The 25942-nt window shown below is 70.6% G+C and carries 24 protein-coding genes and 2 pseudogenes; 14 read left to right on the plus strand and 12 right to left on the minus strand.

Annotated features, from left to right (window positions below):
* Positions 1 to 14: 14 nt before the first annotated feature.
* Both ABTX78_RS00555 and ABTX78_RS00560 read right to left on the minus strand, forming a co-directional pair.
* On the minus strand, positions 15 to 1556 hold the full coding sequence (locus tag ABTX78_RS00555) for an acyl-CoA synthetase (RefSeq protein ID WP_352204603.1): 1542 nt from the start codon (positions 1554 to 1556) through the stop codon (positions 15 to 17).
* Complete coding sequence (locus ABTX78_RS00560; protein WP_352204604.1) at positions 1556 to 2662, minus strand: nitronate monooxygenase; 1107 nt, start codon at positions 2660 to 2662, stop codon at positions 1556 to 1558. Before ABTX78_RS00560 ends, ABTX78_RS00555 begins: the two co-directional genes overlap by 1 nt.
* Positions 2663 to 2818: 156 nt before the next feature.
* Here ABTX78_RS00560 and ABTX78_RS00565 point away from each other — a divergent pair, with 156 nt between their 5' ends.
* Positions 2819 to 4663 carry a serine hydrolase domain-containing protein gene (locus ABTX78_RS00565; protein WP_352204605.1) on the plus strand — a complete coding sequence of 615 codons (1845 nt, stop codon included), beginning with the start codon at positions 2819 to 2821 and terminating at the stop codon, positions 4661 to 4663.
* Between the two features lie 7 nt (positions 4664 to 4670).
* Here the strand turns inward: ABTX78_RS00565 and ABTX78_RS00570 are convergent, their stop codons facing one another.
* Positions 4671 to 6203 carry a phytoene desaturase family protein gene (locus ABTX78_RS00570; RefSeq protein WP_352204606.1) on the minus strand — a complete coding sequence of 511 codons (1533 nt, stop codon included), beginning with the start codon at positions 6201 to 6203 and terminating at the stop codon, positions 4671 to 4673.
* Positions 6204 to 6534: 331 nt separating this feature from the next.
* Between ABTX78_RS00570 and ABTX78_RS00575 the strand changes: the two genes are divergently transcribed.
* Entirely contained in the window at positions 6535 to 6813 is a 279-nt protein-coding gene (locus ABTX78_RS00575) for a hypothetical protein (RefSeq protein ID WP_352204607.1), read from the plus strand.
* A gap of 102 nt (positions 6814 to 6915) precedes the next feature.
* Here ABTX78_RS00575 and ABTX78_RS00580 read toward each other — a convergent pair whose 3' ends face one another.
* Complete coding sequence (locus ABTX78_RS00580) at positions 6916 to 9150, minus strand: serine/threonine-protein kinase (RefSeq protein WP_352204608.1); 2235 nt, start codon at positions 9148 to 9150, stop codon at positions 6916 to 6918.
* On the minus strand, positions 9132 to 10058 hold the full coding sequence (locus ABTX78_RS00585) for an oxygenase MpaB family protein (RefSeq protein WP_352204609.1): 927 nt from the start codon (positions 10056 to 10058) through the stop codon (positions 9132 to 9134). The genes ABTX78_RS00580 and ABTX78_RS00585 overlap by 19 nt, the downstream gene beginning before the upstream one ends.
* 209 nt (positions 10059 to 10267) lie before the next feature.
* Here ABTX78_RS00585 and ABTX78_RS00590 point away from each other — a divergent pair.
* A pseudogene (locus ABTX78_RS00590) lies at positions 10268 to 11013 on the plus strand (SDR family NAD(P)-dependent oxidoreductase).
* 172 nt (positions 11014 to 11185) lie between these two features.
* Positions 11186 to 11626, plus strand: a pseudogene (locus ABTX78_RS00595) (HAD family hydrolase); the annotation flags it as partial.
* On the opposite strand, the gene ABTX78_RS00600 reads toward ABTX78_RS00595, so the two are convergent.
* Both ABTX78_RS00600 and ABTX78_RS00605 read right to left on the minus strand, forming a co-directional pair.
* A complete protein-coding gene (locus ABTX78_RS00600; protein WP_352204610.1) occupies positions 11624 to 12736 on the minus strand; it encodes a cation diffusion facilitator family transporter in 1113 nt (370 codons plus the stop codon). The pseudogene ABTX78_RS00595 and the gene ABTX78_RS00600 sit on opposite strands and share 3 nt — an antisense overlap.
* Positions 12737 to 13216: 480 nt before the next feature.
* A complete protein-coding gene (locus ABTX78_RS00605) occupies positions 13217 to 14350 on the minus strand; it encodes a glutathione-independent formaldehyde dehydrogenase (RefSeq protein ID WP_352204611.1) in 1134 nt (377 codons plus the stop codon).
* A gap of 157 nt (positions 14351 to 14507) precedes the next feature.
* Between ABTX78_RS00605 and ABTX78_RS00610 the strand changes: the two genes are divergently transcribed.
* From ABTX78_RS00610 to ABTX78_RS00650, 9 genes are all read left to right on the plus strand, one after another.
* A complete protein-coding gene (locus ABTX78_RS00610) occupies positions 14508 to 14699 on the plus strand; it encodes a hypothetical protein (protein ID WP_313948028.1) in 192 nt (63 codons plus the stop codon).
* A 124-nt stretch (positions 14700 to 14823) separates the two neighbouring features.
* A complete protein-coding gene (locus ABTX78_RS00615; protein ID WP_352204612.1) occupies positions 14824 to 14967 on the plus strand; it encodes a hypothetical protein in 144 nt (47 codons plus the stop codon).
* A gap of 177 nt (positions 14968 to 15144) precedes the next feature.
* A complete protein-coding gene (locus tag ABTX78_RS00620) occupies positions 15145 to 15603 on the plus strand; it encodes an amidohydrolase family protein (RefSeq protein WP_502993714.1) in 459 nt (152 codons plus the stop codon).
* 85 nt (positions 15604 to 15688) lie between these two features.
* Positions 15689 to 15880, plus strand: a complete 192-nt coding sequence (locus ABTX78_RS00625; protein ID WP_352204613.1) for a DUF6381 family protein — start codon at positions 15689 to 15691, stop codon at positions 15878 to 15880.
* Positions 15881 to 16368: 488 nt separating this feature from the next.
* Entirely contained in the window at positions 16369 to 17046 is a 678-nt protein-coding gene (locus tag ABTX78_RS00630; RefSeq protein ID WP_352204614.1) for an RNA polymerase sigma factor, read from the plus strand.
* On the plus strand, positions 17037 to 17624 hold the full coding sequence (locus tag ABTX78_RS00635) for an Asp23/Gls24 family envelope stress response protein (RefSeq protein WP_352204615.1): 588 nt from the start codon (positions 17037 to 17039) through the stop codon (positions 17622 to 17624). Before ABTX78_RS00630 ends, ABTX78_RS00635 begins: the two co-directional genes overlap by 10 nt.
* A gap of 32 nt (positions 17625 to 17656) precedes the next feature.
* A complete protein-coding gene (locus ABTX78_RS00640) occupies positions 17657 to 18076 on the plus strand; it encodes an Asp23/Gls24 family envelope stress response protein (RefSeq protein ID WP_352204616.1) in 420 nt (139 codons plus the stop codon).
* 98 nt (positions 18077 to 18174) lie between these two features.
* Positions 18175 to 18393, plus strand: a complete 219-nt coding sequence (locus ABTX78_RS00645) for a hypothetical protein (protein WP_352204617.1) — start codon at positions 18175 to 18177, stop codon at positions 18391 to 18393.
* Positions 18394 to 18502: 109 nt separating this feature from the next.
* The gene (locus ABTX78_RS00650; protein ID WP_352204618.1) at positions 18503 to 18988 is read left to right on the plus strand and encodes an Asp23/Gls24 family envelope stress response protein; all 486 of its coding nucleotides are present in this window, start codon (positions 18503 to 18505) and stop codon (positions 18986 to 18988) included.
* 99 nt (positions 18989 to 19087) lie between these two features.
* Here the strand turns inward: ABTX78_RS00650 and ABTX78_RS00655 are convergent, their stop codons facing one another.
* From ABTX78_RS00655 to ABTX78_RS00665, 3 genes are all read right to left on the minus strand, one after another.
* The gene (locus ABTX78_RS00655) at positions 19088 to 20137 is read right to left on the minus strand and encodes an SRPBCC family protein (RefSeq protein WP_352204619.1); all 1050 of its coding nucleotides are present in this window, start codon (positions 20135 to 20137) and stop codon (positions 19088 to 19090) included.
* Positions 20138 to 20143: 6 nt separating this feature from the next.
* Positions 20144 to 20875, minus strand: coding sequence for a histone protein (locus ABTX78_RS00660; protein ID WP_352204620.1), 732 nt, complete (start codon positions 20873 to 20875; stop codon positions 20144 to 20146).
* A gap of 283 nt (positions 20876 to 21158) precedes the next feature.
* Entirely contained in the window at positions 21159 to 21674 is a 516-nt protein-coding gene (locus ABTX78_RS00665) for a hypothetical protein (RefSeq protein WP_352204621.1), read from the minus strand.
* A gap of 279 nt (positions 21675 to 21953) precedes the next feature.
* Between ABTX78_RS00665 and ABTX78_RS00670 the strand changes: the two genes are divergently transcribed.
* Complete coding sequence (locus ABTX78_RS00670) at positions 21954 to 24053, plus strand: FG-GAP-like repeat-containing protein (RefSeq protein WP_352204622.1); 2100 nt, start codon at positions 21954 to 21956, stop codon at positions 24051 to 24053.
* 74 nt (positions 24054 to 24127) lie between these two features.
* Here the strand turns inward: ABTX78_RS00670 and ABTX78_RS00675 are convergent, their stop codons facing one another.
* Both ABTX78_RS00675 and ABTX78_RS00680 read right to left on the minus strand, forming a co-directional pair.
* Complete coding sequence (locus ABTX78_RS00675; protein ID WP_352204623.1) at positions 24128 to 24958, minus strand: PP2C family protein-serine/threonine phosphatase; 831 nt, start codon at positions 24956 to 24958, stop codon at positions 24128 to 24130.
* A complete protein-coding gene (locus ABTX78_RS00680; RefSeq protein ID WP_352204624.1) occupies positions 24898 to 25881 on the minus strand; it encodes a PAS domain-containing protein in 984 nt (327 codons plus the stop codon). Before ABTX78_RS00680 ends, ABTX78_RS00675 begins: the two co-directional genes overlap by 61 nt.
* Between the last annotated feature and the right edge of the window lie 61 nt (positions 25882 to 25942).

The raw sequence follows: 25942 nt of genomic DNA on the forward strand, positions 1-25942 counted from the left end.
CAGGGCCACTCACGTCACATCGCGCGTTCGCGCCCCTCCCAGTACGGCTCGCGCAGCCGGCGCTTGTAGAGCTTGCCGTTCGGGTCCCGCGGCATGACCTCGATGAAGTCCACCGTCTTCGGGCGCTTGTACGCGGCCAGGTGCTGCTCGCAGTGGTCGAGGATGTCGGCGGCGAGTGCGTCGCCGGCCTCGTGGCCGTCGGCGGGTTCGATGACGGCCTTGACCTCTTCTCCCCAGTCGGCGTGCGGCACCCCGAAGGCAGCCGCGTCGGCGACCGCCGGATGGGTGAGCAGCGCGGATTCGATCTCGGCCGGGTAGATGTTGACCCCGCCCGAGATGATCATGTCGATCTTCCGGTCACGGAGGAAGAGAAAGCCGTCCTCGTCGAGAAGGCCGAGGTCGCCGACGGTGAAGAAGTCGCCGATGCGGTTCTTCCGTGTCTTGGCCTCGTCCTTGTGGTAGCTGAAGCCGCCGGTGGACATCTTCATGTAGACGGTGCCCAGTTCGCCCGGTGGCAGACGGTTGCCGTCGTCGTCGAAGACGGCGAGTTCGCTGATGGGCCATGCCTTGCCGACGGTGCCGGGCTTCTTCAGCCAGTCCTCGGCGGTGGCGAAGGCGCCGCCTCCCTCGCTCGCCGCGTAGTACTCCTCGACGCAGGTCCCCCACCAGTCGATCATCGCCCGCTTCACATGGTCGGGGCAGGGCGCCGCACCGTGGATCGCGTGCCGCATCGACGTCACGTCGTACCGCGCCTTGACGTCGTCGGGGAGCGCGAGCAGCCGGTGGAACTGCGTCGGCACCATGTGCGTGTGCGTACACCGGTGTTGGTCGATCAGCCGCAGCATCTCCTCGGGCGTCCACTTGTCCATCAGGACCAGCGGGTGCCCGATGTGCAGGGCCGCGCCCGCGAACTGGAGCACGGCCGTGTGGTAGAGCGGGGAGCAGACCAGGTGGACGTTGCCGTCGAAGGGCTTGATGCCGAAGATGCCGAGAAACCCGCCGAGATAGGTCTCCTCCGGGGGCTTGCCGGACAGCGGCCGGCGGATGCCTCGCGGCCGTCCGGTGGTGCCGGAGGTGTAGTTCATGACCCAGCCGAGGGTGCGGCCCTCGGGCGCGGACTCCCGCTGTCCGTCGAGGAGTTCGGCGTACGGACGGAAGCCGTCGACGGCGCCGACCGCGTACCGGTGGCTCGCGGGCAGCTTCGCCTCGTCGGCCGCCGCCGTCGCCGCGTCGCCGAACCGCTCGTGCGCGATGAGGACCTTGGCGCCGGAGTCGGCGACGATCCAGGCGATCTCGGGGCCGACGAGGTGGTGGTTGACGGGGACGAGATACAGCCCGGCCTGCGACGCCGCGAGGTAGGCGGTGAGGAGTTCGACGCCGTTGGGGAGCACGACGGCGAAGGCGTCACCGCGCGCGAGGCCCGCGGCGCGCAGCCCGTGGACGAGCTGGTTGACGACGGCGTGCAGCCGCCCTGCGGTCCAGGTCGTACCGTCGGGCGCGGTCAGGATCGTGCGGCCGGGGTCGGCGGCCGCCTGGGCCCAGAAACCGTTGGGCATCAATGACTCCTTCCGGCAATGCGGTTGATGCGGTCCACGGCCCGTTCGAAGCCGCGGGTCAGATCGTCGAAGACGCTCTGCACGGCACGCTCGGACGTCATCCGTCCGACGATCTGGCCGACCGGCGTGCCGAGCAGCGGCACCACCTCGTGCTTCTGGATACGGGAGACGGCCTCGGCGACGAGCAGGCCCTGGAGCGGCATCGGAAGGGTGCCGGGTCCGTCCGTGCCGTCCCAGGCGTCGGTCCATTCGGTCCGCAGCTGGCGTGCGGGTTTGCCGGTCAGGGCACGCGAGCGGACGGTGTCGCCGGATCCCGCGGCGAGGAGTTTGGCGGTCAGTGCGCGGGAGTGGAGGTCGGCCTCGGTGGTGGTGAGCCAGAGTGAGCCGAGCCAGGCTCCCTGCGCGCCGAGCGCGAGAGCCGCGGCGATCTGTTCACCGCTGCCGATGCCGCCGGCGGCGAGGACGGGCAGCGGGTCGACGGCGTCCACCACCTCGGGAGTGAGCACCATGGAGGCGATCTCGCCGGTGTGCCCGCCCGCCTCGTAGCCCTGGGCGACCACGATGTCGATGCCCGCCTCGGCGTGGCGCTCGGCGTGGCGTGCGCTGCCGGCGAGTGCGGCGACCAGGACGTCCTGGGCGTGGGCGCGCCGTACGACGTCGCCCGGCGGAGATCCGAGGGCGTTGGCCAGCAGCCTGATCGGGTACTGGAAGGCGACGTCGAGCTGGGTGCGGGCGACTTCTTCCATCCACCCGGTGATGCGCCACCCGGCCGCCTCGCCCTCGGCGAGTTCGGGCACCCCGTGCTTGGCCAGGGTGTCGCGGACGAACTGCCGGTGCCCTTCCGGGATCATCGCCTCGACATCGGCCTCGGTGACGCCCTCGACCTTCTTGGCGGGCATGACGACGTCGAGTCCGTACGGCTTGCCGTCGCTGTGCTCCTGCATCCAGTCGAGATCGCGTCTGAGGTCCTCGGGGGCGGTGTAACGGACTGCTCCGAGGACGCCGAACCCGCCTGCCCTGGTGATGGCGGCGGCCACCGCGGGGAACGGCGTGAAGCCGAAGATGGCGTGTTCGATCCCCAGTCTCTTGCTCAGCTCCGTCTCCATGGGCCGCAGGATGCCGCAGCCGGATGGACGAGGGAAGAGCTTTTCTGATGCTGCGTCAGATTCTTTGGGGTGGTTGACACCGTGCGGGCCCCGCAAGAAAGTTTCACTGCTGATCGTGATCCCCGAAAGATACTTTCAGGAGAGGGTGGGTTCCGGATGACACAGGGCGCGGAGGGCAGAGGGATCAGCCGACGGAGACTGGGCAGCGGAGTGCTGGCCCTGGGCGGAGCGCTCGCGCTGGGGCCGATCCCGTTCGCCGACGCGGCGGCCGCCGAGAGCGGTGGGACCTCCGGCGGAGGCGGGAGTCCGGCGGGCGGGCGCCCGACCCTGCGGCGCGGCAGCCCGGAGCAGGCCGGACTGATCCCCCGCCACCTGGAGCAACTCGTCACCGACGCGGAGACGTTCCTCGGCCCGTCGCCGAAGCACCCCTGGTACGCGGGGGCGGTGCTGCTCGCCGGGCGCGGCGGCACCGTGGCGCTGCACCGGCCGATCGGCAAGGCGGTGCGCTACGCCGCGTACGACGAGAAGACCGACACCGGCGTGGAGTTCCCGCCCGAGCGGCAGATCTCCATGGCCGAGGACACGGTCTTCGATCTGGCGTCCGTGTCCAAGCTGTTCACCTCACTGCTCGCCGTGCAGCAGATCGAGCGGGGCGCCCTGCGGCTGGAGACGGCGGTCGCCGCGTATCTGCCGGACTTCGGAGCCGGGGGGAAGCAGGACATCACCGTCCGCCAGCTGCTCACGCACACCTCGGGGCTGCGCGCCTGGATTCCGCTCTACAAGGAGCCGACCCGTGAGGGCAAGCTCCGGCTGCTGTGGAGCGAAGCCCCGGTCAAGCCGCCCGGCACCGCCTATCTCTACTCCGACCTCAATCTGATCTCCCTCCAGCTGATCCTGGAGAAGATCACCGGGCGCGCACTGGATGTACTGCTCCGGGACGAGATCACCGCTCCACTCGGGATGCACCGCACGCGCTTCAATCCACCGCCTTCCTGGCGGCCCAAGATCGCCGCCACCGAGGATGCCCGGCTGCCCTGGTCGGGCCTGGACCGCGGACTCGTGTGGGGAGAGGTGCACGACGAGAACGCCTTCGGGTTCGGCGGCGTCGCCGGTCACGCCGGCGTCTTCTCCTGCGCCTGGGACCTCGCGGTCCTGGCCCGGACGCTCCTCAACGGCGGTGTCTACGGGCGGTCCCGCATCCTGCGCCCGTCCTCCGTCGAGTTGATGTTCACCGACTTCAACACCGCCTTCCCGGGCGACGAGCACGGCCTCGGCTTCGAGCTCTACCAGCACTGGTACATGGGAGCCATGGCCACGCCGCGTACCGCCGGGCACACCGGATTCACGGGCACCAGTCTGGTCCTCGACCCCGGCTCCGACACTTTCCTGATCGTGCTCGGCAACTCCGTCCATCCGGTACGCAGTTGGCGCAGCGGGAGTGCGCCGCGGGCCGCCGCGGCCAACAACCTCGCCCGTGCCGTGCCCGTACGCCCGGACCACGGCCGCAGGGCCTGGTTCGCGGGCATGGCCGCGGCCTCGTCCGCGACGCTCACCCTGCCCGCGCTGACGCTCTCGTCCGCGCCCTTCTCAGGGGGTGAGTCCGGGTCGGGGTCTGCCCGGCTCGGGTGCTCCCTGTGGTGGGACACCGAGCCGCGCTCGGACGGCCTGTTCCTCGAAGCGTCGTCCGACGACGGCACGAGCTGGCAGCCGGTGCCGTTCACGACCGCACGGGACGGTGCGGCGCCCCAGTCCCATCCGGCGGGCACCGCGACCGGCTGGTCGGGCCGGCGCTGGCACCGGCTCACCGCGGACCTCGCCGCCTGGCGCGGCACCTCCGTCCGGCTGCGCTGGCGTTACGCCACCGACCAGCTCTACGTGGGCCGCGGCGTCTACGTGGACACCATCAAGGTCACGGACCGGGGCCGTACCGTCTTCGACGAACGCAGGCCCCGGGACGCCGCCCGGATCGAGGCCACCGGCTGGACACCGTCGGCAGACTGACGAAACGTCACCGGCCCAGCACCGCCATCGCGGCGTTGTGGCCGGGTACGCCGCTCACACCGCCGCCGCGCACCGCGCCCGCGCCACAGAGCAGGACGTTGGCGTGGGCCGTCTCGACGCCCCATCGCCCGGTCGACTCCGTGGCGTAGGGGAACGACAGGTCGCGGTGGAAGATGTTCCCGCCGGGGAGCAGCAGTTCGCGGTCCAGGTCGAGCGGCGTCTTCGCCTCGATGCACGGCTCGCCGTTCTCATCGAGCGCCAGGCAGCCGGTGAGCGGCTCGTCGAGGTAGGTGTCGAGTTCGGCGATCGTGGCGGCGAGCAGCTCGGTGCGCGCGGCGTCGTTGTCGGCGGTGAACAGCCTGGCCGGCGTGTGCAGTCCGAACAGGGTCAGCGTCTGGTACCCCTGCGCGGCGAGTTCGGGACCGAGGATGGAGGGGTCGGTCAGGGAGTGGCAGTAGATCTCCGACGGCGGAGCGCTGGGCAGCCTCCCCGAGGCCGCTTCCCGGTACGCGGTGGCCAGTTGGCCGTACCCCTCGGAGACATGGAACGTCCCCGAGAACGCGTCGCGCGGGTCGACGGAGCGGTCCTTCAGCCGCGGCAGCCGCCGCAGCAGCATGTTGACCTTGAGCTGCGCTCCCTCGGCCGGCTCAGGAGCCTCGTCGCCGAGGAGAGCGGCCAGCTCCCGCGGTGAGGCGTTCACCAGCACGTGTCCCGCGTCAACCGTTCCCTCGGCCTCGTGCGAACGGTAGGTGACGGCGGCGCTCTCGCCGTCCGTCTCGATGCGGGTCGCCTCGTGCAGAGTCACGATTTTCGCGCCGGCGTCCCGGGCGGCCGCGGCCAGGGCGTCGGTCAGCGCGCCCATCCCCCCGACGGGCACGTCCCAGTCGCCCGTCCCGCCGCCGATCACGTGGTACAGGAAGCAGCGGTTCTGGGCGAGGCCCGGATCATGGGCGTCGGCGAACGTCCCGATCAGGGCGTCGGTGAGGACGACTCCGCGGACGAGGTCGTCGCTGAACCGCTTCTCGATCGCCTCACCGATGGGCTCCTCGAAGAGGATCCGCCAGGCGGTCTCGTCGTCGATCCGGGCCCGCAGCGCGTCACGGGTGGGCAGAGGCTCGGTCAGGGTGGGGAAGACCCGCTCGGCGAGACGGGCGGTCATGCCGTAGAAGTCCTCCCAGGCGGCGTACTCGCCCTCCCCACCGGTGAGCGCGGCGAACGACTCCCGGGTCCGGCCGGCTCCGACGAGGAGTCCGCCGGTGCCCTTGGGGGTGTAGGAGGACACGGTGCGCTTGCGCACGGAGAAGCGCAGACCGAGCTCGCGCACGATCTTGTCCGGCAGCAGCGACACGAGATAGGAGTAGCGGGAGAGCCGCGCGTCGACCCCGGCGAAGGGCCGCGTGGAGACGGCCGCTCCCCCGGTGTTCCCCCGGCGCTCCAGTACGAGGACCGAGCGACCGGCGCGGGCGAGGTAGGCGGCGGCGACCAGGCCGTTGTGGCCTCCGCCGACGATCACGACGTCGTACGCAGTGTGTGCGGGCATGGGCGGACGATATCCCCTGACGGGGGCGGGGGGCCTGCCCTGTGGATACCCGGGCCGACTCGTCTGGATCTGGACTCCGGAGATCGCTGCCGCTACCGGCGCTGACATCGTTGTACGCCCGGGTCGCGGGCGGGAAGGGTGACCATGCACACCGTGCCCTGGCTGCACGTGGTCCCGGAGCAGGGCACCGTGCCTGTTGATCTCCTGCTTCCCGTGACCGGCAGGACGTACGTGGCGCGTCTCGACGGCCGCCGGATGGCCGACACGGATGCCGTCTTCCGGCAGTTCTACGACGGGATGCGGCTGCCCGACTACTTCGGGTGGAACTGGAATGCCCTCTCCGACCTGCCTGCACGATCTGAACTGGCTGTCCGCGGACCACTTCGTACTGCTTGTCGAGGCCGCGGACGAGGCATTGCCGGGCGACGCCACCGAACGACGGAGGCTCTTCGAGACCCTGCTGCGAGCAGGCCGGCGATGGTCGTATACGCAGCGGCCGGAGGCCGTCGAACGCGGCAGGCTCGTGATCGTCCTGTCGTGCGACGCCGCATCCGTGCCGTCGCTTCGGGAACAGCTGCGGTCATGCCCGGAAGAGACAGTCACGCCGTAGGAACAACCCCATGGCGCGGAGCGCCGCGACAGCCCGGATGCGCATCACCGTCGGAATGGTCATCAGCGCCGACCGCACACGCACCGCCGGCCCTGCGAACACCTACCGCCCCTGCGTGCCCCGGCGTTCCCTCAGCGCGGCCACCGTGCGGTAGAGCTCCACCGCCTCCTCCTGGCGGCCGAGTTGCTCCAGGCAGTGTGCCTCGTCGTTGCGGCTGGCCAGGGCGTCGGGGTGGTCCGGGCCGAAGATGCTTTCGCGGGCCGTCGCCACACGGCGGTGGGCGGTCAGCGCGTCCGCCCAGCGGCCCAGCCAGCCGAGGCCGACGGCCACTTCGCGCAGGCTGACGAGGGTGTCGGGATGATCGGCACCGAGGACACGTTCGCGCAGCGCGCTGACGTCCTGGGCCTCCGCGAGCGCCTCTTCCCAGCGCGCGAGCCTGCCCAGGTTCACCCCGACACCGTGCCGGGCGCGCAGGGTTTCCGGGTCGGTGGGGCCCTGGACGCGGGTGCGGTCGGCGACGAGGGAGCGGTAGAGCTCCAGCGCCTCGGCGCTGTGGCCGAGCCGGCCGAGGCTGATGCCGACCTCGTAGCGGGCGGCGAGAGTGTCGGGGTGGTCGGGACCGAGCGCCCGGGCGCGGGCGGCCGCCACCTCGCGGTACGTCTGGAGCGCCTCCGACCAGCGGCCCAGGCGGCCGAGCGCGTAGGCGACCTCGTACTGCGTGACCAGGGTGTCCGGGTGGTCGGCGCCGAGCACCCGGGCGCGGGCCTCCGCGACGTCGTGGGCCATCCGGAACGAGTCCTCCAGCCGTCCCAGCCTGCTGAGGTTGAAGGCGAGGTTGTGCCGGCAGCGCAGTGTGTCGGGGTGGTCGGGGCCCATGGTGCGCTCGCGGGCGGCGAGCACGGAGGCGTAGACGTCGTGCGCCTCGAAGTGGCGGCCCAGCTGCCCGAGGACGTACGCCGTCTCCTGGCGCGCGGCGAGCGCCTCGGGATGGTCGGCACCCATCGTGCGTTCGCGCCCCTCGGCCACCCGGCCGAACTCGCGCAACGCGTCCGCGGCCCGACCGGTCCTGCTGAGCGTGAACGCGACCTCGTAACGGCTGGCGAGGGTGTCCGAATGGTCGGGACCCAGCGCGTGTTCGCGCTCGGCGGCGACCGCGCGGTGCACCTCGCCCGCTTCCTCCCAGCGGCCGAGGCGGCCGAGGCTGAGGCCCGCGCTGTGCCGGCCGGCGAGGACGGCGACCAGTTCGGGCGGCGGAGTGGGCCGCTCGGCCGCGGCGGACACCGGCAGCACCGGACCGCCGCGCGGGTCGGTGAGCGTGGTCCACTCCCCCGTCAGCCCGGCAGTGTGGTCGGGCAGCGAGGTTCGCATCACCGAGGTCGCGGTGGCCTTGTGCCCGGTGGTCATGCCACGGGTCCAGGACGGCAGACGGGGTGCGGGCGCCGGCTCCTCGGCCGGGCTCTGTTGCGGCAGGGAGTGCGCCACGCCCGGGCGCGCCGCGGCGCCGATCCGCAGGGTGAGGTGCTTGGCGTCGGTGGGCCGGTCCTCGGGCGGTTTGGCCAACAGGTCCAGCACGATCTCCTGGAAGGAGTCGGGGATCTCGGACCGGTGCGTACGCAGCGGCTCCGGCATGGTGTCGCGGTGACCCACGAGCACGGCCCAGGCGTCGTCGTGGTCGAACGGCGGCACCCCGGTGGCGATCTCGTACAGGACGCACCCGAGCGAGTACAGGTCGCTGCGGTGGTCGACATGGCCGCCGCTGATCTGCTCGGGCGACATGTAGTGCGGTGTGCCCATGGCGATGCCCGTACCGGTGAGACGGGAGGTGAACCCGATGTCCTCGCCGAGCCGGGCGATACCGAAGTCGCAGATCTTCACCGCGCCGTCGGTGAGCCGCATGATGTTGGCGGGCTTCAGGTCGCGGTGGACGATGCCCTGCCCGTGCGTGTACGCGAGGGCGTCGGAGACCTGCTCGGCGATGTCGAGAACGTCCCGTACGGGCAGCGGGCGCCGGCGGTTCTCCTCCAGCAACTGGCTGAGGTTGTGGCCCTCCAGCAGCTCCATGACCAGGTAGAGCACGCCGTCGTGCTCGCCGAAGTCATGGACGACGGTGACCCCGCGATGCTGGAGGGCGGCCGCGACGCGGGCCTCGCGGCGGAACCGTTCACGCAGGACCGTGGCGAAACCGGCGTCGTGCTGCGGACCCATCGGCTTGAGGCATTTGACCGCGACATGACGCCCGAGCGCCTCGTCCACGGCTCGCCACACCTCGCCCATGCCACCGCGCCCGATGCGTTCGAGCAGCCGGTAGCGGCCTTGGATCAGCCTGGATTCCGCCATCGCGTGCTGTCGCCCCCGTCGCTCTGCTGCGCCCCACCCGGCCCGTTCAGTATGGCCTCCTGTCTGCGGAGTTTGTACGGGGCGGGGCGGGTCTCCGGTCCGAGCCGGGCCATGGCCCTGAGGATGTGGCCCGGCGGGAGCTGCCAGCGGACGCGGGAGGGGATGCGGCGCAACAGGCTCCCGGTGGCGGCCAGCTGACGGGACACGCGCTGGGGCGGGGGCGCCGGACGGCCGTACAGCTCGTGAGCGAACGGCGGCAGAGCGTTGTACGCGAGGTTCGCCACGCGTCTCCACAGCAGTTCCCGCGCGGGCACGAGCAGAGCGGGCGTCGGCGGACGCTGGAGGAAGTCGTCCACCTCCCGAGCGTCGGGCCCGGCCACGAGCAGCGGCCGTGTCGTACGGAAGTACTCGGCGAGCCCGGCGGACGTGGCGGGTACGGTCCCGGGGTCGAGTCCGACGAGGCGTGCGCTCTCGCGGTGTTCGTCGATGTAGCGGTCCGCCTGTGCGTCGCTGAGGGGAAAGCCGGAGCGGCGGGCGACCTGGAGGTAGGAGTCGATCTCGGCGCAGTGCACCCACAGCAGCAGGTCCGGTTCGTCGACGCCGTACCGCTCGCCGGTGGCGGGGTCGGTGGCCTGCAGCCGGGAGTGGATCCGCCGCACCCGGGCGCCCGCTTTCTCGGCCGCATCGGTGGTGCCGTAGCTGATGGTGCCGACGAAGTTGGCGGTACGCAGTAGCCTGCCCCAGGCGTCCTTGCGGAAGTCGGAGTTCTCCATGACGCCGCGAACGGCACGGGGGTGCAGCGCCTGGAGGTACAGGGCGCGAACACCCGCCACCCACATCATCGGGTCGCCGTGCAGGTGCCAGGTGACGGAGTCGGGCCCGAACAGCCCCGGGTCGGCATCGCTCATGTGTGACCAGGATTTCTCGTGGGGACCATGCGGCGTTCGCGATGTGCGCTTCTGCCGACGACGGTAGCGGCAGAGCGACCGGAACGAGGAGTACGTCTTCGGATCGAACGCCGATGCGATGACGCATGTGATCTCCATATGCTCGTCCGATGACCGGAGAAGAGATCACACGGGGGAACCACCAGGGCATGCTCGCCGGCCGGGTGGCGATGATCACGGGCGCGTCCAGCGGGATCGGCGCCGCCGCCGCACATCTGTTCGCGCAGGAGGGGGCCGCCGTCGTCCTGATGGCACGCCGTGCCGATAAACTGCGCACCATCGCCGAGGAGATCACCGCCAAGGGCGGACGCGCGCTCGCCGTTCCCGGCGACGTCACCGATTCCGGCGACGTCCGGCACGTGGTGGAGGCGGCCGTCGAACACTTCGGCCGGCTCGACTGCGCCTTCAACAACGCGGGTTACGCCACCGTCGGGACGCTGCTGCACGAGACCGAGGACGAGATCTTCGACCGCACGATGGACGTCAACGTCCGGGGATGTGGAACTGCATGAAGCACCAACTGCCGGTGATGCTGGCGTCGGGCAGGGGCGGCTCGGTCGTCAACACCAGCAGTACGGCGGGGCGCTACGCGACGGGCGCGTCCGTTCCGTACGTGGCGGCCAAGCACGCGATCCTCGGGATCACGCGCGCGGCGGCGGCCGAGTACGGCGCCCAGGGCATCCGCGTCAACGCCCTCGTGGTCGGCACGACGCGCAGCGAGATGATCGACGAGGCGGTACGCCGGTTCCCGTACCTGGAGCAGGCGTTCATCGCCCCGCAGATCCAGAAGCGCATGGCGGATCTCCGTGAGATAGCGGAGGCTGCGGTGTGGCTGTGCAGTGGGCGGGCGTCCTTCGTGACCGGGACGGCCATGCCGGTGGACGGGGGCATCTCGGCGCAGGCGAAGGCGGAATGACCTCTGGGTGAGGTGCGTGCCACCATGGCCTCTCGCGGGGGCTTCGCGAGGGGCCGTGGGCGGGTTGCACTTGCGCCGGGAGGTCGCCGCACGCGCGGGGAATCAAGGTGGCCTCTCGCTTCGTTCCTTCAACAGCGACGTTCACACCCCTGCTGCGTTCAGGAGACCTGCCCTGCCGGCTCCAGAGATCGATGCCATCGTCTTCGACCTGCTCGGCACGCTCGTCGACGAACCCGCCGGTATCCGCGCCGGCATCCGCGGGCTCGACCCGTCGCTCGACGAGCCCGGAGTCGAGCGACTCCACTCCCTGTGGCAGCAGCACATCGACCGCGAGCAACGCCGCATCCTCGACGGCGTTCGGCCCTACCTGACCAGCGACGCCCTCGACAGGGAAGCCGCCCGGCTTGTCGCCGACGCCGCCGGAGTCCACGACCCGTCCGCCGTGGCAGAGCTCGCCCTGTCCGGTCGCCGGCTCCCGCCGTGGCCCGACACCGTCACAGTGCTCGCCCGACTCGCCGAACGGTTTCCGCTGATCGCGCTCTCCAACGCGAGCCGGACGGCACTGCTGGGGCTCAACGCCCATGCCGGGCGGAAGCAGCGTCGAAGCCCGTCAGGGGGCACCGACGCCGGCGCGGTCCGACGCGACCGCGTCCACCCGGTCCGTGTGATGCGCGAGGGGCTCGTGCGGGTCCCCGTCCGACGGCGTGTGGTCCGTGTGGACGGTCGCGGCCGTCAGCCGGGGTACTGCGTGGATCAGTGCGTGTTCCGCGGCCACGGCCAGTCGGTGGGCCTGGACGACGGTCAGGTGCGGGTCGACGACGATGTCGGCCTCCGCCCGCAGGGTGTGGCCGATCCATCGCATCCGCACCGGTCCGACGCCTCGCAGGCCGTCCACCGCGTGCAGCGCGGTCTCCGCGGTCTCGATGAGGCGGGGATCGACGCTGTCCATCAGACGCCGGTACACCTCGCGAGCAGCATCCTTGAGGACGAACAGGATCGCGGCGGTGATCAGCAGACCGATGACGGGGTCCGCCAGGCGCAGGCCGATGGCGGCGCCGCCTGCGCCCAACAGGACGGCCAGTGAGGTGAATCCGTCGGTACGGGCGTGCAGACCGTCGGCGACCAGGGCGGCGGAGCCGATCTTCCGGCCGGTGCGGATGCGGTAGCGGGCCACCCACTCGTTGCCGATGAACCCGACGACCGCGGCCGCCGCCACGGCCCACAGGTGCGTGATGTCGCGAGGGTGCAGCAGCCGGTCCACGGCGGCGTAGGCGGCCAGTGCGGCGGAGGCGGCGATGGCCGCGACGATCAGGATGCCGGCGAGGTCCTCGGCCCGGCCGTAGCCATAGGGGTAACGACGGTTCGCCGCCCGCCGGCCGAGGAGGAAGGCGATGCCGAGCGGGACCGCGGTCAGCGCGTCGGTGGCGTTGTGGATCGTGTCACCGAGCAGGGCGACCGACCCGGACAGGGCGACGATCACGGCCTGGATGAGCGTGGTGGCGCCGAGGACGGCGAGGGAGAGCCACAGCGTGCGCATGCCCTCACGGGAGGTCTCCATCGCCGGGTCGACCTTGTCCACCGACTGGTGACTGTGGGGGCGGATCAGGTGAGCCAGCCGGTGCCGTACCCGGGCCGGGCGGGACGCAGGCGGCTCATGCCGGTGCCCGGCCTCGGCATGGTCGTGGTCGTAGTCGTGGTGCTGGTTCCCCTCCGTGGCATCCATGCAGCCACCGTGGCACAGGAACCACATTGCGGCTACTGCCGTCATACCGCCTCTGACCAGGTGCGATGGACTCGCAAATACGTCCGGCGCGTGGGTGCTCGTCGTCCTCGGCAACGACCCCGGTCAGCGGGGGCGGTCCGTGTTCGCGCTCCGGGGTTGATCTTCGGCGAAAGGAACGGCAGGCGATCAGGCCGAGGGCCGCCGCCCTCTCGCCGTCCCGCAGATACAGACGACAGTCACGACGGTCTCGACGACGGAGGCGAGCCCGAACACCTCGGCGGAGGCGCCGCGGGCGGCGGTCTCGTCCAGCGCACGGTCAGCGCCGCGTCCCCGGCAGGCAGCGACTCGGCACGCTCATTCGCCGACAACCTCGACGCTGAGGCATGGGCGAGCGGCCGGCCCGGCGGCCATGCCGGGGACGCGGCGGATCGCGGACGACGGGCGTCGATCCGACGGCCCGCCAGGACCGCGATGCCGTGCCTACGGGTGCAGCACCACCTTGGTGTAGCCCTCGACCCGCTGGTCGAACTTCTCGTACGCCGACGGCGCCTGGTCCAGGGGCAGTTCATGGGAAACGACGAAGCTGGGTTCCGCCCTGCCCTCGATGATCATGTCGCGCAGGTACCGGTTGTAGCGCTTCACGTTGCACTGTCCCGTACCCATCCGCAGGCCCTTCTCGAAGAGCCTGCCGATCGACACGAGGAGCATGCCCTTCTTGGCCTCCTCGTCCGGGCCTCCGGGGTCGGACGGGACGTAGAGACCCGGCACTCCCAGTGCTCCGGTGGCCCGGACCGTGCCGACGAGCGAGTTCAGGACGGTCGCCGGCTCCTCTCGGTCCGTACCCTGCGCCGTCGCCTGGTAGCCGACGGCGTCGACGCCCTTGTCCGTGCCGACGCCGTCGGTCTGGTCCTTGATCTGCTCGATCGGGTCGCCCTCGGCGAAGTTGATCGGTACCGCGCCTATCTCCTCGGCCTTCGCCAGTCGCTCGGCCACACGGTCCACGACGAACACCTTCTTGGCGCCGCGCAGCATGGCCGAATAGGCGGCCATGAGACCGACCGGACCGCCTCCGTACACCGCGACGCTTTCGCCGGGGCGGACCTGGGCGAGTTCGCAGCCGTGGTAGCCGGTGGGGAAGATGTCGGCGAGCAGAATGAAATCGCGCTCGTGCTCCTCACCCGGCGGCAATTTCAGGCAGTTGAAGTCGGCGTAGGGGACCCGGAGGTATTCCGCCTGGCCGCCCGTCCAGGGGCCCATGGCGACGTATCCGTAAGCGCCGCCCGCGAAACCGGGATTGACGGTCAGACAGTAGCCGGTGTATCCCTCGACGCAGTTGGTGCAGAACCCGCAGGCGACATTGAAGGGCATGACCACACGGTCACCCTCCTCGAGCGATGTGACGCCCGCACCGCAGTCCTCGATGATCCCCATGTTCTCGTGGCCGAAGACGATGCCGGGCTCGGCAGCGGTACGGCCCTCGTACATGTGGAGATCGGAGCCGCATATGGCGGTTGAGGTGATCCTTACGATCACATCGTTGGGATGCTGAATACTGGGCTTTTCAACATCTTCGACCGCTACGCTGAACGGTCCCTGGTAAACGACTGCCTTCATCGTTGCCACCTCGCTTCGACCGATTCTCGGTTTCCCCCCGCCCGATTTCCCCACGTGACCTATTTCTCATGATTCTCCGGACTGCTCGATCGGACAAGCCGGTAGCCTCGGCATACCCGATCGGATTCTGCCGAGATATTGAGATGGAGGCCCCAAGGTGTCAGCACAGCGACTCGGAACCCTGCTCGTCCCCGTACCGGGGCTCTCAGGCACCGTGTACCCGCCGGGAACGACCGTGACTGTCCGCGGTCGCGGCGCCACGGTCGACGCCTTTGTCGACGGCGACTGGCTCCCCATGTCGTGGTGGGAATTCTCCGACGGCCTCCGCGAGGACATCGCGGACCGCTGACCTCTCCCGCGGGGACCATCTCCCGCCCCGCCCGGCCCGGACCGAAGCGGATGGCGGCCGGCCCGGCATCGCGCAGCCGCTGAGGCAGAACCGGCGATGACGAACCCGTTCGAGTCCACGGCGTGTGCACCGCACTCGCGTCGACGACATCCTCCCGGTCGCCGCACAAGCCGTCGCCGACGCACCGCCCGGCAGCTGGGTCGACCTGGCCGGCTACGACCAGCGCACCGTCGACTGCCCCTGGGCGCCGCGGAACTGGACGCCGTGAGCCAGGGGCGCGTGCACCTCGGGCACATCTCCGGACATGCGTGCCTGGTCGCCACACCGCGTCGAACACGCCGACCTCGTCTTGCCCGGACCATCTGGCCCGGTTCGCCGCTGTGAGGGCAGCCGCCGTCGTCCAGGCCGGCTCTTTCGGTACTTCGGCGACGGCTACGCGGCGATCATGGAAAGTGAACGCGCGCCATGGCTCCACCGGGGCCGGGAATTCCTCGAAAACGGCGTCCGCCTGGTGGGGAGTTCGGACCGCCCGATCGCCGACGGCGCGCCACTGCGGCCCATCCAGTTCATGGTGGACCGGGCCTCCGAGTCGGGACGACTGGTCGGCCCGGACGAGAGGATCGGTGTCGACGAGGCGCTGCGGGCCTCCACCTCGAACGGCGCGTACGCCTGCCGCTGGGAGGACAGCGCGGGCAGCATCACGGCCGTCAAGCGCGCCGGCCTCGTCGCCCTGGAGGACGATCCGCGCCGAGTCCCCGTGTCGATGGTCGGCGACATCGCGATGGTCGGGACATGGCTCGAGGGGCACCGGTCGACCGACGGGCCCACAGCCCGACGCCACCGACGGAGCAGTGGGCGGTGGCCTCGGGCACACCGCACTCACCGAGCGCCGGCCGGACAGTGACATCGGGTAGCCGTTCGACGTGCGCCCGGTCCTGGGCACTGTTTCGCTGATGGGGGGACCGCATCTCCGTCACAAAGGAGTGACCATGAGCCCGGAACACCCGTCACACGGCTCCGCCGAGGACATGAAGCAGCAGGCGCAGAAGATGGAACAGGCCGCGGAGCAGTCCTCCGACCCGCATGTGCGCCGGCGCCTGCGGGAGAAGGCCAGCGAGCTGCGCCGGACCAGCCGGCAGCAGGGCGAAGTACCGCCCGAGGGCTTCAACCCCACGCGCTGACCGGCGCGCTCGGAACAAGGGCCGGACAAAAGAGGCCAGCCAGGACGAGAGCCGGTCGACAGGCCCGCTCAGGACGGGGGCCGCGGAAACCCGCGGCCCCCGTCCGCGGGTTCTGCCCGACCTCACCTGTCGCAGGCCCCCGCTCGCCGCGTTCCGCCACCGCCGGGCACCCCGATGCGGCCGTCGCCGCAGGAGACAGAGAACGGCTGCGTCGGCGGCAGCGTCCAGGTGCCGTACGGCTCCGATATGGGGACGGGTCTCGATCGGTGGCAGTACCTCACGCAGAACGACCCGTTCCCACGGTGCCCGCCACCCGTGCCGGTGGCTCGGCAGGCCGGGCAGACCTACCGTGGAAGTGAGGACATCAGCGGCCGGCACGACGACACCGCCGCGCAATCGGGCGCGTCGTGCTGGGGCCGACCTGGACGCCCGCCCGACAACAGGCACCGGTCCGGACACCGGCTGATATGCCGCTGACGCAGTGCGCGATGGGCCGTGACGAGCGCTCGCCGGCGGTCCTTCCCACGCCCGGCTTTCGGGGCGATCATGTCTGCCGCAGGAAGGTGTCGCAGGTGACATCGACGGCCGATACCGGCACGCAACCCGGCGAATCCCTCGTGCGGGATGCGGGGCTGGATGATGCCACCCTGGTGGTCCGCGCCCGCGACGGCGACGTGCGGGCCTTCGAGGTGCTCGTGCTTCGCTATCAGGGCCCGATGTACCGTCTGGCGCTTCGCATGCTCGCGAGTCGTGGCGACGCCGAGGACGTGGTGCAGGAGGTCTTCCTGACCGCCTGGCGCCGATTGGGACGGCTGCGGGAGAGTGCCGCGTTCGTGGGTTGGCTGTACCGGATGACGACCAACCGGTGCCTGAATGTCATCCGGGCACGCAGGCCCATGGCCGTGACGGATCTGGACGCCCGCGCATCGGCCGACGCCGCCGGATCGCCGGAACGGTCGGCTCAGGTCGGTGAACAACTGGCCGCCCTCTCCGACGGCCTCCAGCAACTGACCGCGGAACAGCGGGCCTGCTGGCTGCTGCGTGAGGTGCACGGGCGCTCCTACGACGAGATCGCGCGAGCGACGGGCACGACCGGGACCGCGGTACGCGGACGCATCGCACGCGCCCGCGCCCACCTGGCGGAGGTGATGGCTCCATGGAGATGAACGACGCGCAGGGCTCCGCGCTCCCGTGCGGCCGCGACATCGAGACGGCGTGGAAGCAGCCCTCGGCGCGGGCCGGTGGCGAGCCGGACGGCCACGACCCGGGTTGCGAGTACTGCGCTGCCGCCCGGGAGAGCCTGGCGGTACTGCGGGAGGTGACGGGCGAGCTCGTCGCGGAGGAGATCCAGCCGCCGGCCGGATTCGCCACACGGATCATGTCCGCGGTCCGGGCGGAGCGGAGTCGTCACCACATGCTGAAACTGCCCAGTACCGAGCCCGGCGAGGTGCGGGTCAGCGAGCAGGCGGTAGCCGCCGTGCTGCGGTCCGCCGCCGATTCCGTCGACGGTGTACGCGCCCGGCACTGCCGCATCACCGCCACCGAGACGGATGGCGCCGTACGGGTTCGACTGACCATCGCTGTCGGCTACCGCGGCTTCCACGCCGACGCCGTCGAGGACGTACGCGAGCGCGTACGGGCCGCCGCCTCCGCCCACGTCGGCGTGTCCCTCGTGCACGTCGATCTGACGGTGGAGGACCTCTACGACGCACCACACCACCGGGACGAGGCTCCCGGTCTCTGAGACCGGCCGACGCACAAGGGCAGGTGCTCGCGATGGGAACACCCCTCCACCACGACAGGACCGGAGCTCCCCGCACCCAGTGGGTGATGGCCGAGCCGGTGATCGCCGCGGTCGCCGCGCATGCCGCGGGCGGTGTCGCCGGTGTGGTGCGGCTCGAACCCGGCCTCACCGGCCTCGCCTCTCAGGTGGCCCGCTCGGCCCGGCAGAAGATCAACGGCCTCGCGCCCGCCCCGACCGAGGGGGTGCGCGTGAGGACGGACCGGTCGGCCGAGCCGCCGGTGGTGTTCATCGCCGTCGACCTCGTCACCTCGGCGCAGGATCAGGCAGCGGCCATGGCGTACGCGGTTCAGCGCGAGGTCACGCGCGCGGTCGCCGATGCCACTGGCCTCACCCCGCGCTCCGTAGGGGTGTCGATCACGGACATCGAGCTGTACGGGTCCGGTACGACGTGACACCTCGTACGGACCTGACACGTTCCCTCCTGGCCGTCGTTGCCGGGCTTCCGGGCCTGCGTCCGGCGACCTCCTCCACCACCCCCATCGGCTCACGCGTGCCGTGGAATCTTGACGCGTCGGCGGTTACCGTCGGCGACGATGTCGTCGAGATCCGTCTCGTCGCGCTCGTCCTCCCGCTTCCTGCGGTCCTGAGCCGTGCCGAGACGGCTCTGCGCGCAGTGCTGGCGGGGACCAGGTGGAGCGACGCCCGGCTGCGCCTGGTCGTCACCGACATCGACGCCGCCGCTCTCACCCGTCCCCGTAAGGAACTCTGAGGACAGAGCCGGATACCCCGGCACACCGTGACATTCTGTCCCGCCCCGGGTCCTACCAGTACGACGAGCGCGACACCGCCTCGTACGACCGGAGCCCGAGGAGGGCGTCATGAAGGTTGCCGATCACTCCACGTTCGCCGCCGGTGACACCGACACGAGCACCGGCCCGACAACGGATTCCGGGGGCCAGAACTCCGAGCGGAGTCCGGGATCCACCACCATCGCCGATGTCGTCGTCCAGAAGATCGCCGGCCTCGCGACCCGCGAGGTACCTGGTGTGTACGCGCTGGGCGGCGGCGCGTCACGGGCCTACGGCGCGATGAAGGGTCGCATCCCGGGAGCATCGGCAAGCGCCGGACAGGGTGTGTCCGTCGAGGTCGGTCAGAAGCAGGCGGCCGTGGACCTGCAGATCCTCATCGAATACGGCGCGTCCGTACCCGACCTGTCCCGCGAGGTCCGCAACAACGTCGTGGACACGGTCGAGCAGATGACCGGACTGGAGGTCGTCGAGGTCAACATCAAGGTCAACGACGTCCACCTCCCCGGCGACGACGAGGACGACGGCGACCGGGACCGCACCGATCGCGTCGAGTAGAGCGACTTCGGCTCGACGCGACAGAGTGGGGCCCGCTCGACCGGTGCGCGCGGCCGGGCGCACGGAGCAACTCCGAGCAGGCGTCGGCGAGTCGGCCTTCTACCGGCCGCCGGCGTCTTCCTCCTCGTCCTCCCATTCCTCCGCTTCGTCGTCGTACGACGCGTCACCTTCCGGCTCGCCCTCTTCGTCGTATTCCTCGTCCTCGTCGTATTCCTCGTCCTCGTCACCTTCTGCGTCCTCGTCGCCTTCTGCCTCCTCGTCCTCGTCCTCGTCCTCGTCGTACTCGTCCTCTGCGTCGTCGTCTTCCGGTTCGTCTTCCGCGTTGTCGGCTTCGGCCTCTTCTTCCTCGGCCACGGCGTCCTCATGGGACACGACCACTTCGCCGTCCCGGATCTCACCGCGCCACCCCTCGGGCTCCTCGTCGGTGAGGGTCACGTAGCGCTGGAAGTGCTTGAAGTCCAGGCGCATACGTCGCCCTTGGGCCCGCCACAGATTGCCCGTCTTCTCGAAGAAGCCCGACGGGTAGTACTCCACGACCAGGACGATCCGCGTCAGCGCGGGCGCCAGCTCATGGAAACTGACCACGCCCTTGGTGCTCCCCTTGGCGCCCTCGGACGTCCACGCGATACGGTCGTCGGGTATCTGCTCCTGAACCTTCGCCTTGAAGCTGCGGTTGGACAGAGCGATCTTGACCTTCCAGTCGCTCTCCGCCTCATCAGCCTTCGACACGCTCTGGACGCCCTTGGTGAAGCTGCTGAACTGGTCGTACTGGGTCCAGAAGTCATAGGCCGTGCGCAGGGGCACTCCCACATCGAGAACCTCGATGATGTTCATGGACTTGCCGCTCGACTTGCCCTTGCCCTTGCCGCCGCCGAACGCTCCCTTGACCTTCTCCATGGCGTCCTTCGCCTTTCCGGACACGACTGCCTTGAGAGGTGACTCGCCTCCGAGGATCTTCGAGCCGATGGAGGGCAACGACCCGCCGTTCTCGGCCACGTCGGTCAGCTGACCCGTGACATCCCTGAGCTTGTCGCCCGCCTTGCCCGCGAGACGCCCCACCTGGGCGCTGGCGTACCCCGACAGCTCCTCGCGCAGCCGGTCCCCACCCGAGGGCTGCGCCCCGGACCGTGCGTCTTCCTTCCCAGTCATGGCTGCCTACCTCCGGCGCTCGGACCGCGAGGACGACTTCTTGGCCGGAGCCGACTTCTTCGCCGCGGCTTTCTTGGCGGGAGCGGCCTTCTTGGACGCCGACTTCGTGGCCGAGGCCGACTTCTTGGCCGCTGCTTTCTTGGCCGGGGCCGCCTTCTTCGCCGGCGCCTTCTTGGCCGCCGTCTTCTTGGCTGCCGCCTTCTTGGCCGGGGCCGCCTTCTTCGCACGACGCGGCGGCTCCCGATCCGGCTCTTCGTCCTCGTCCGGCTCTTCGTCCTCGTCCGGCTCCTCCTCGTCGTCCGGCTCCTCCTCGTCGCGCTCGTCCTCCGGCTCTTCGTCCTCGTCGAACTCGTCCTCGGGCTCCTGGTCCTCGTCCCGCTCCCCCTCGTCGTCCTCGTCCTCGTCCGCGCCCGGCGGCCGCACCTTGTCACTGAGAGCGCTCGTACGGCTCTGAAGAGTGTCGGCGAGCGAACTCATACCGCGGTCGGCGACAGCCGCGACCGCCTTCCGCCCCGCTTCCAGGACTTCGCCCTTGAACTGCTCCTGAAGCTCGGCCACCTGCGGGAGCTGTCCCAGACGACTCAGGGCCTCCGCCGCGAGTTGACGAGGCTCCAACCCGAAGCGTCTGCCCGCCAGATACGTCGCCACGGTCACTGCGAGCTTTCCCTTGTTCGTCCGGCCCAGCACGTAACCGCCCGCAACAGCCGCCGCCAGAGCCACCTTCGTCTGGTTGTCCATGAGTCCATCACCCTCTGTCGGCACTGTCGCGCGGTGCGGATCGCGTCGGAATGCGGGCGGTTCGCCGCCCGGGGACGTCAACTGCCATCACCTGACGGGGGCAGCACGGGGACAACACGGTCCTCGCATCCTGCGACCCGGGCGACCGTCACGTGCAGCAGGCGTATCGCGCCAGGGCCGGCTTCTTGTCAGCCCCACTTCGACCAGTCTGTACCCAATTGAGCCAACCGCATCCCGAGAAGCAGTCGCGCCCCCGGCGACGGTGACACACCATGACGCCGCATCACTCAGTGCAACCGACCGATCCCCGGCCACGGCTGACAGGCCGAGCCTCAGTCCGACGGGCGAAGGTTCTGTCGGAGGTCGCCGCGCCCGTGATGAGCGTCGTGTAGAGCCCGGAGCAGGTCGCGAGCGCCTCGGTGGTGGCCGCGTTCACGGTGGTCTCCGGCACGGCGGCGCACATTTTGCCGACATAGGCGTCGTAGTTGGCGTCGACGGCGGATGCGCCGTCGAGCGTCGCCCGGTACCGCTCCTTGTCCGCGCGGGCCGTCACGTCCTCGCGCAGCTGCTCCGTGATGGCGTGCACCGCCGCCACATGTGTCTCGCAGGCACTGCCGACGCCTGCCCGGCAGCCGTCGGGTTCGACGTTCACGGCGTCACTGATCCTGCCGTGCCACTTCGTCTCCAACTCCACGGACTCGCCGCGCCGGTCGTCGCCGGTGCCGCATCCGGCGGCCGTCGCCATGACGCCGCAGACCAGCAGTGGTACCAGCGGTCGCAGTCCTCTGCCGGCCCTCATCGTGCCCTCCGTCGTCGCGTCTCCCCCGCCCGCGCCGGAGGCGCCGAGAGCGTAGCGCAACCGCGACCGGCTTCATCCGGCAGATCCGCCATGTCCCGGCGAAGGGGCGGAAGTTGTCCGATCGCGCCGTAAGACCCGGCCCTCCGGTCGCTCCGATTCGGACACGGGTGCGTACAACCCATCAGCGGTCCCCGGTGTCGTACGCACCAACACGACGGAACCGCTCGATGGGGGATCGGGATGAAGAGCTCCGGACACAGAACCCGTACCGCTTTTGTCATGGCCTGTGCCCTCGTGGTGGGCGCCTCCCTGGTGTCGGCCGGCCCGGCGGTCGCCGGGCCGGGCACCACGGGGACGTCCGCCTCGGGGACGGCCGAGGACGTCGTCATCACGCTGGGCGTCCGGGACGGCCGCGTCATCCCTCCCGAGGCGCTGGCACTCGCCGGTGGGCGGCTGCATGTCACCGGGCGGGTGGACACCGCGACCAAGCGCAGTCTGTACGAGTACGACCTCGCCGTCACCGGTTCACCCACCGCCGGGCCCCGGCGTCTCGCCGTCGACAACTTCTGGACCGACTATCCGTGTCCGGACAACCCCAGCCACTTCTGTTCGGAGCTCGACGCGAGGCTGTGGGGACTCGGGGACGGCCGGATCGGCTATCAGGAACCCTGGGGCAACCACCGCTCGGTCGGCGGAACACGGCCACCGAGGCAGGTCGCACTCCAACCCGAGTGGCGGCAGGACCGGTTGACCTCGGCCGCCGGCCGGTACGTCGCTGTCTCCGACGGCTTCGACACCCGAGTGGCGGACTTCGACAGCGAGTCCGGCGCGCTGCACATCGCCGACGGTCTTCCGGCGTCCGTATGGGGCACCGAGGTGTGGACCCGGGGCGAACAGCCCGGCGCCGTCCAGTCGTACGATCTCAGGACCGGCGCGAAGTCCGGGGACGTCAACCTGGGGGCGGGCTGCACCGCGGACGAGCTCCAGGTGGTGGGGCGATGGCTCTACTGGCGTTGTCCGGGAGTCGACAAGGCCGGGGTGTGGGACTTTGCGACCCGGAAGAACATCGCGGTGCCTTCGCAGGACGGCGTCCGGCTGGGTGACGGCTATCTGGTCTGGCACGAGGCGTCGCAGGACCGGCTGGAGCTGGTTGACTTCCACAAGGGCGGCGGATTCCCCTACGTGGAGCGGACGTTGGCGTCCGACGTACAGTCCGGGGTCTGGGACGTCGACCGGTTCGGCGGCCATGTGGCGTTCACCGACGCCGAGGAACGGATCCGCATCAGGCCCGTGACCGTACCCCGCCAGCGGGTCACGGTGACCGATCTTGTCGCCGAAGCCGGGTTCGGCCCCTGGCGTGGCGACTGGCGGCTCAGCCGTCCGGCAGCGTCCTGGACCGTCACCATCAAGGATCCGTACGGCAACGTGGTGAGGGAGATCCGTGGGCGGGACCGGGAGGGCGCTTCGGTACAGGCCGGGTGGGACGGAAAGGACTCCGACAATTGGCCGGTGCCCAGCGGCGCATACACCTGGACGCTCGGTGTCGACTCGGGCGACGGCACGGGGACACAGGAGCTGACGAGTGGCGGGCTGGCACACACCCGGGGGGCCGGCGGGCGCAGTGCGTTCCGGGACACCGACGCCGACGGATACGGCGAGATGTTCTCCATGACGACCGCAGGCAAGCTGGCCATCCACCATCTGTCCCGGGACAGCGGCTCCTGGACCTCCACCGGCTGGGACACGACCACCCGGTTCGTGTCCGCAGGCGATCTGACCAATGACGGCTGCGGCGACGTGGTGGCCCGTACCCCGGACGGCAATCTCTGGCGGTACGCCCCGGGCTGCGGGGCCCGGGTCGCCCCCGACACTCCGCGGACCCTGGTCGGCGCGGGCTGGGGCGGATTCGACGCGATCGTCCCGGCTGCCGACAACGACTCCTTCCACACACCTGACCTGATTGCCCGTCAGGCGTCGACCGGGCGTCTCTATCTGTATCCGGGGAACGCGGGAGTGACCGGCTACGGCAGGCCGATCCTGATCGGCCCCGGCTGGAACGGCTACACCATCATGGGCGCGGCCGATCTGACCGGTGACGGTATCGGCGACCTGGTGGCCCGGGACAGCGGCGGCGAGGTATGGCGCTACGACGGCCTCGGGGAAGGGAAGTTCCTCCCCCGCAAGCTGCTGCTCCAGGACTGGGGCGCGGGACGCCGGGAGATGATGGTGGTCGGTGACGTGAACCGGGACGGCTACCCCGACCTGGTGTCCCGCCACGGAGACGGCAGTCTGCTGCGGAACAAGGGCAACGCGGCGGGCGGTTTCGGATCGACGGTGACGATCGGTACGGGCTGGGGCGCGTACGCACGGCTGTACTGAGAGGGCACTACGGTCCCCAAGCCGCTCACGACGTCACGGCGCCCGCCCCGGCTTCGGCCGGGGCGGGCGCTTCGTCACGGCAGAGCGCGGGCCAGCAGCAGGGTGACGTCGTCCGACGTGGTCGCGGTCGGCACTGTGCCGATCACCGCCGAGCAGAGGCCGTCCACGGACAGGCCGGTCCGGGCGAGCGCGTTGCGGAGGCGTTCCATGCCGGCGTCGATGTCCTGATGGCGGTCCTCGACGAGCCCGTCGGTGTAGAGGGCGATGAGGCCTCCCGCGGGCAGGTCCAACTCGGCCGCCTCGTACGGCAGCATCCCGAGACCGAGGGGTGTTCCGGTCGGCAAGTCGGCGAAGGTGACACCGCTCTCGGGGTCGACCACCGCGGGCGGCGGGTGCCCGGCCAGCGCCACGGTGCAGCGCCGTGTCGCGGGGTCGTAGACCGCGTAAACACAGGTGGCGCCCATGGACGGCAGGGGCATGTCGTCCGGTTCGCTCTCGACGAGTCCGATGAACGTCCGGTCCAACCTGGTCAGCAGTTGCCCCGGGGGCAGATCCAGATCGGCGAGGGTGCGGATGGTCGTGCGCAGCCGGCCCATGGTGGCAGCGGCTTCGATGCCGTGGCCGACCACGTCGCCGACCACCAGCGCCACCCGGCCGCCGGGCAGCCCGATGACGTCGAACCAGTCGCCGCCGACTCCCCGGACGCCGTCCGCCGCGTCCGCCGGCAGATAGCGGGCGGCCACCTCCATGGCGGTTCCGCCGCTCACCGAGCTCGGCAGCAGACTGCGCTGGAGGGCGAGGGCGGTGGCCCGCTCGCGGGTGTAGCGGCGGGCGTTGTCCAGACTCAGCGCGGCCCGGGACACCAGCTCCTCGGCGAGCTGGTGATCGCTTTCGTCGAACGGCATCGGGTTGTCCGTCCCGCACGAACACCGCCACACCCAGCAGAACGCCGCGCGCACGGACCGGGAGGACCATGAGGGAGTGCATGCCGAACGCGCGGATCTTCTCCGCCCGCGCCGGATCGTTGGACAGCTAGGAGTCCGCCGAGGTGTCGAGGGTCGGCTCCAGCACCGGACCTCCCGTCGACAGCACCTGCATGAAGGGCGAAGCCCTCGGGGACGTAGACCACTTCGCCGCGGGTCCACAGGGACTCCGGGGCGCCGGTGTGGATGGACGCCCTGCCGGCACGCCGGAAAGTGGGGATGCGCCCCTGGGACGGCTCCAGCCGCTCCAGCGGTTCCTCGCCCAGCCGCACGGCCTCGGTCAGGTCGACGGTGACGTAGTCGGCGAGGAGGGGAACGGTGAAGTCGGCCAGCTCCTGTGCCGTACGCATGACGTCCAGCGTGGTGCCGATGCGGGCGCCCGCCTCGCTCACGACGGCCAGGCGGTCTCCGGCCCACCGTCTGTCGCGGACGGCCAGGACCACCAGGCACACGCCCAAGGGGTGGCCGTCGGCGTCGTCCAGACGGACGAAGGAGGCGGAGTAGGCGCTGTCGCGCACGGTGCCCGCCACGGCGGGCACCCGGTACTCGCGTCCGGTGAGACCGGCGCCTGTGGCGAGCACCTGCCGCATCGCCGTCTCGAGCTCTTCGCCGTCGCCGGGGAGCGACTCCCGGGGCCCCCGCCCCAGCCGGGACTCCCGGGCGATTCCGTCGTACTGCCCCAGGGTGTCGTTCACCCAGACGCACCGCAGGTCGGTGTCCCAGACGCCGAACCCGGCCGCGGAGCGCGTCAAAAGGGCCGCCAGTGCCGCTCCTGCAACGTCCTCCGTCTGCTCGAGCAGCGCGGTCAGGGTGGTCGTTCCGAGCGTGGGGTCCGGTTTTTCCATGGTCGTTCAGATCCCTCGGACGTGCTCTCGGACACTCCGTCAACGACGGCGAGGGCGTCGT

This window comes from Streptomyces sp. NPDC096193, from assembly GCF_040302905.1.
Lineage (GTDB): Bacteria > Actinomycetota > Actinomycetes > Streptomycetales > Streptomycetaceae > Streptomyces.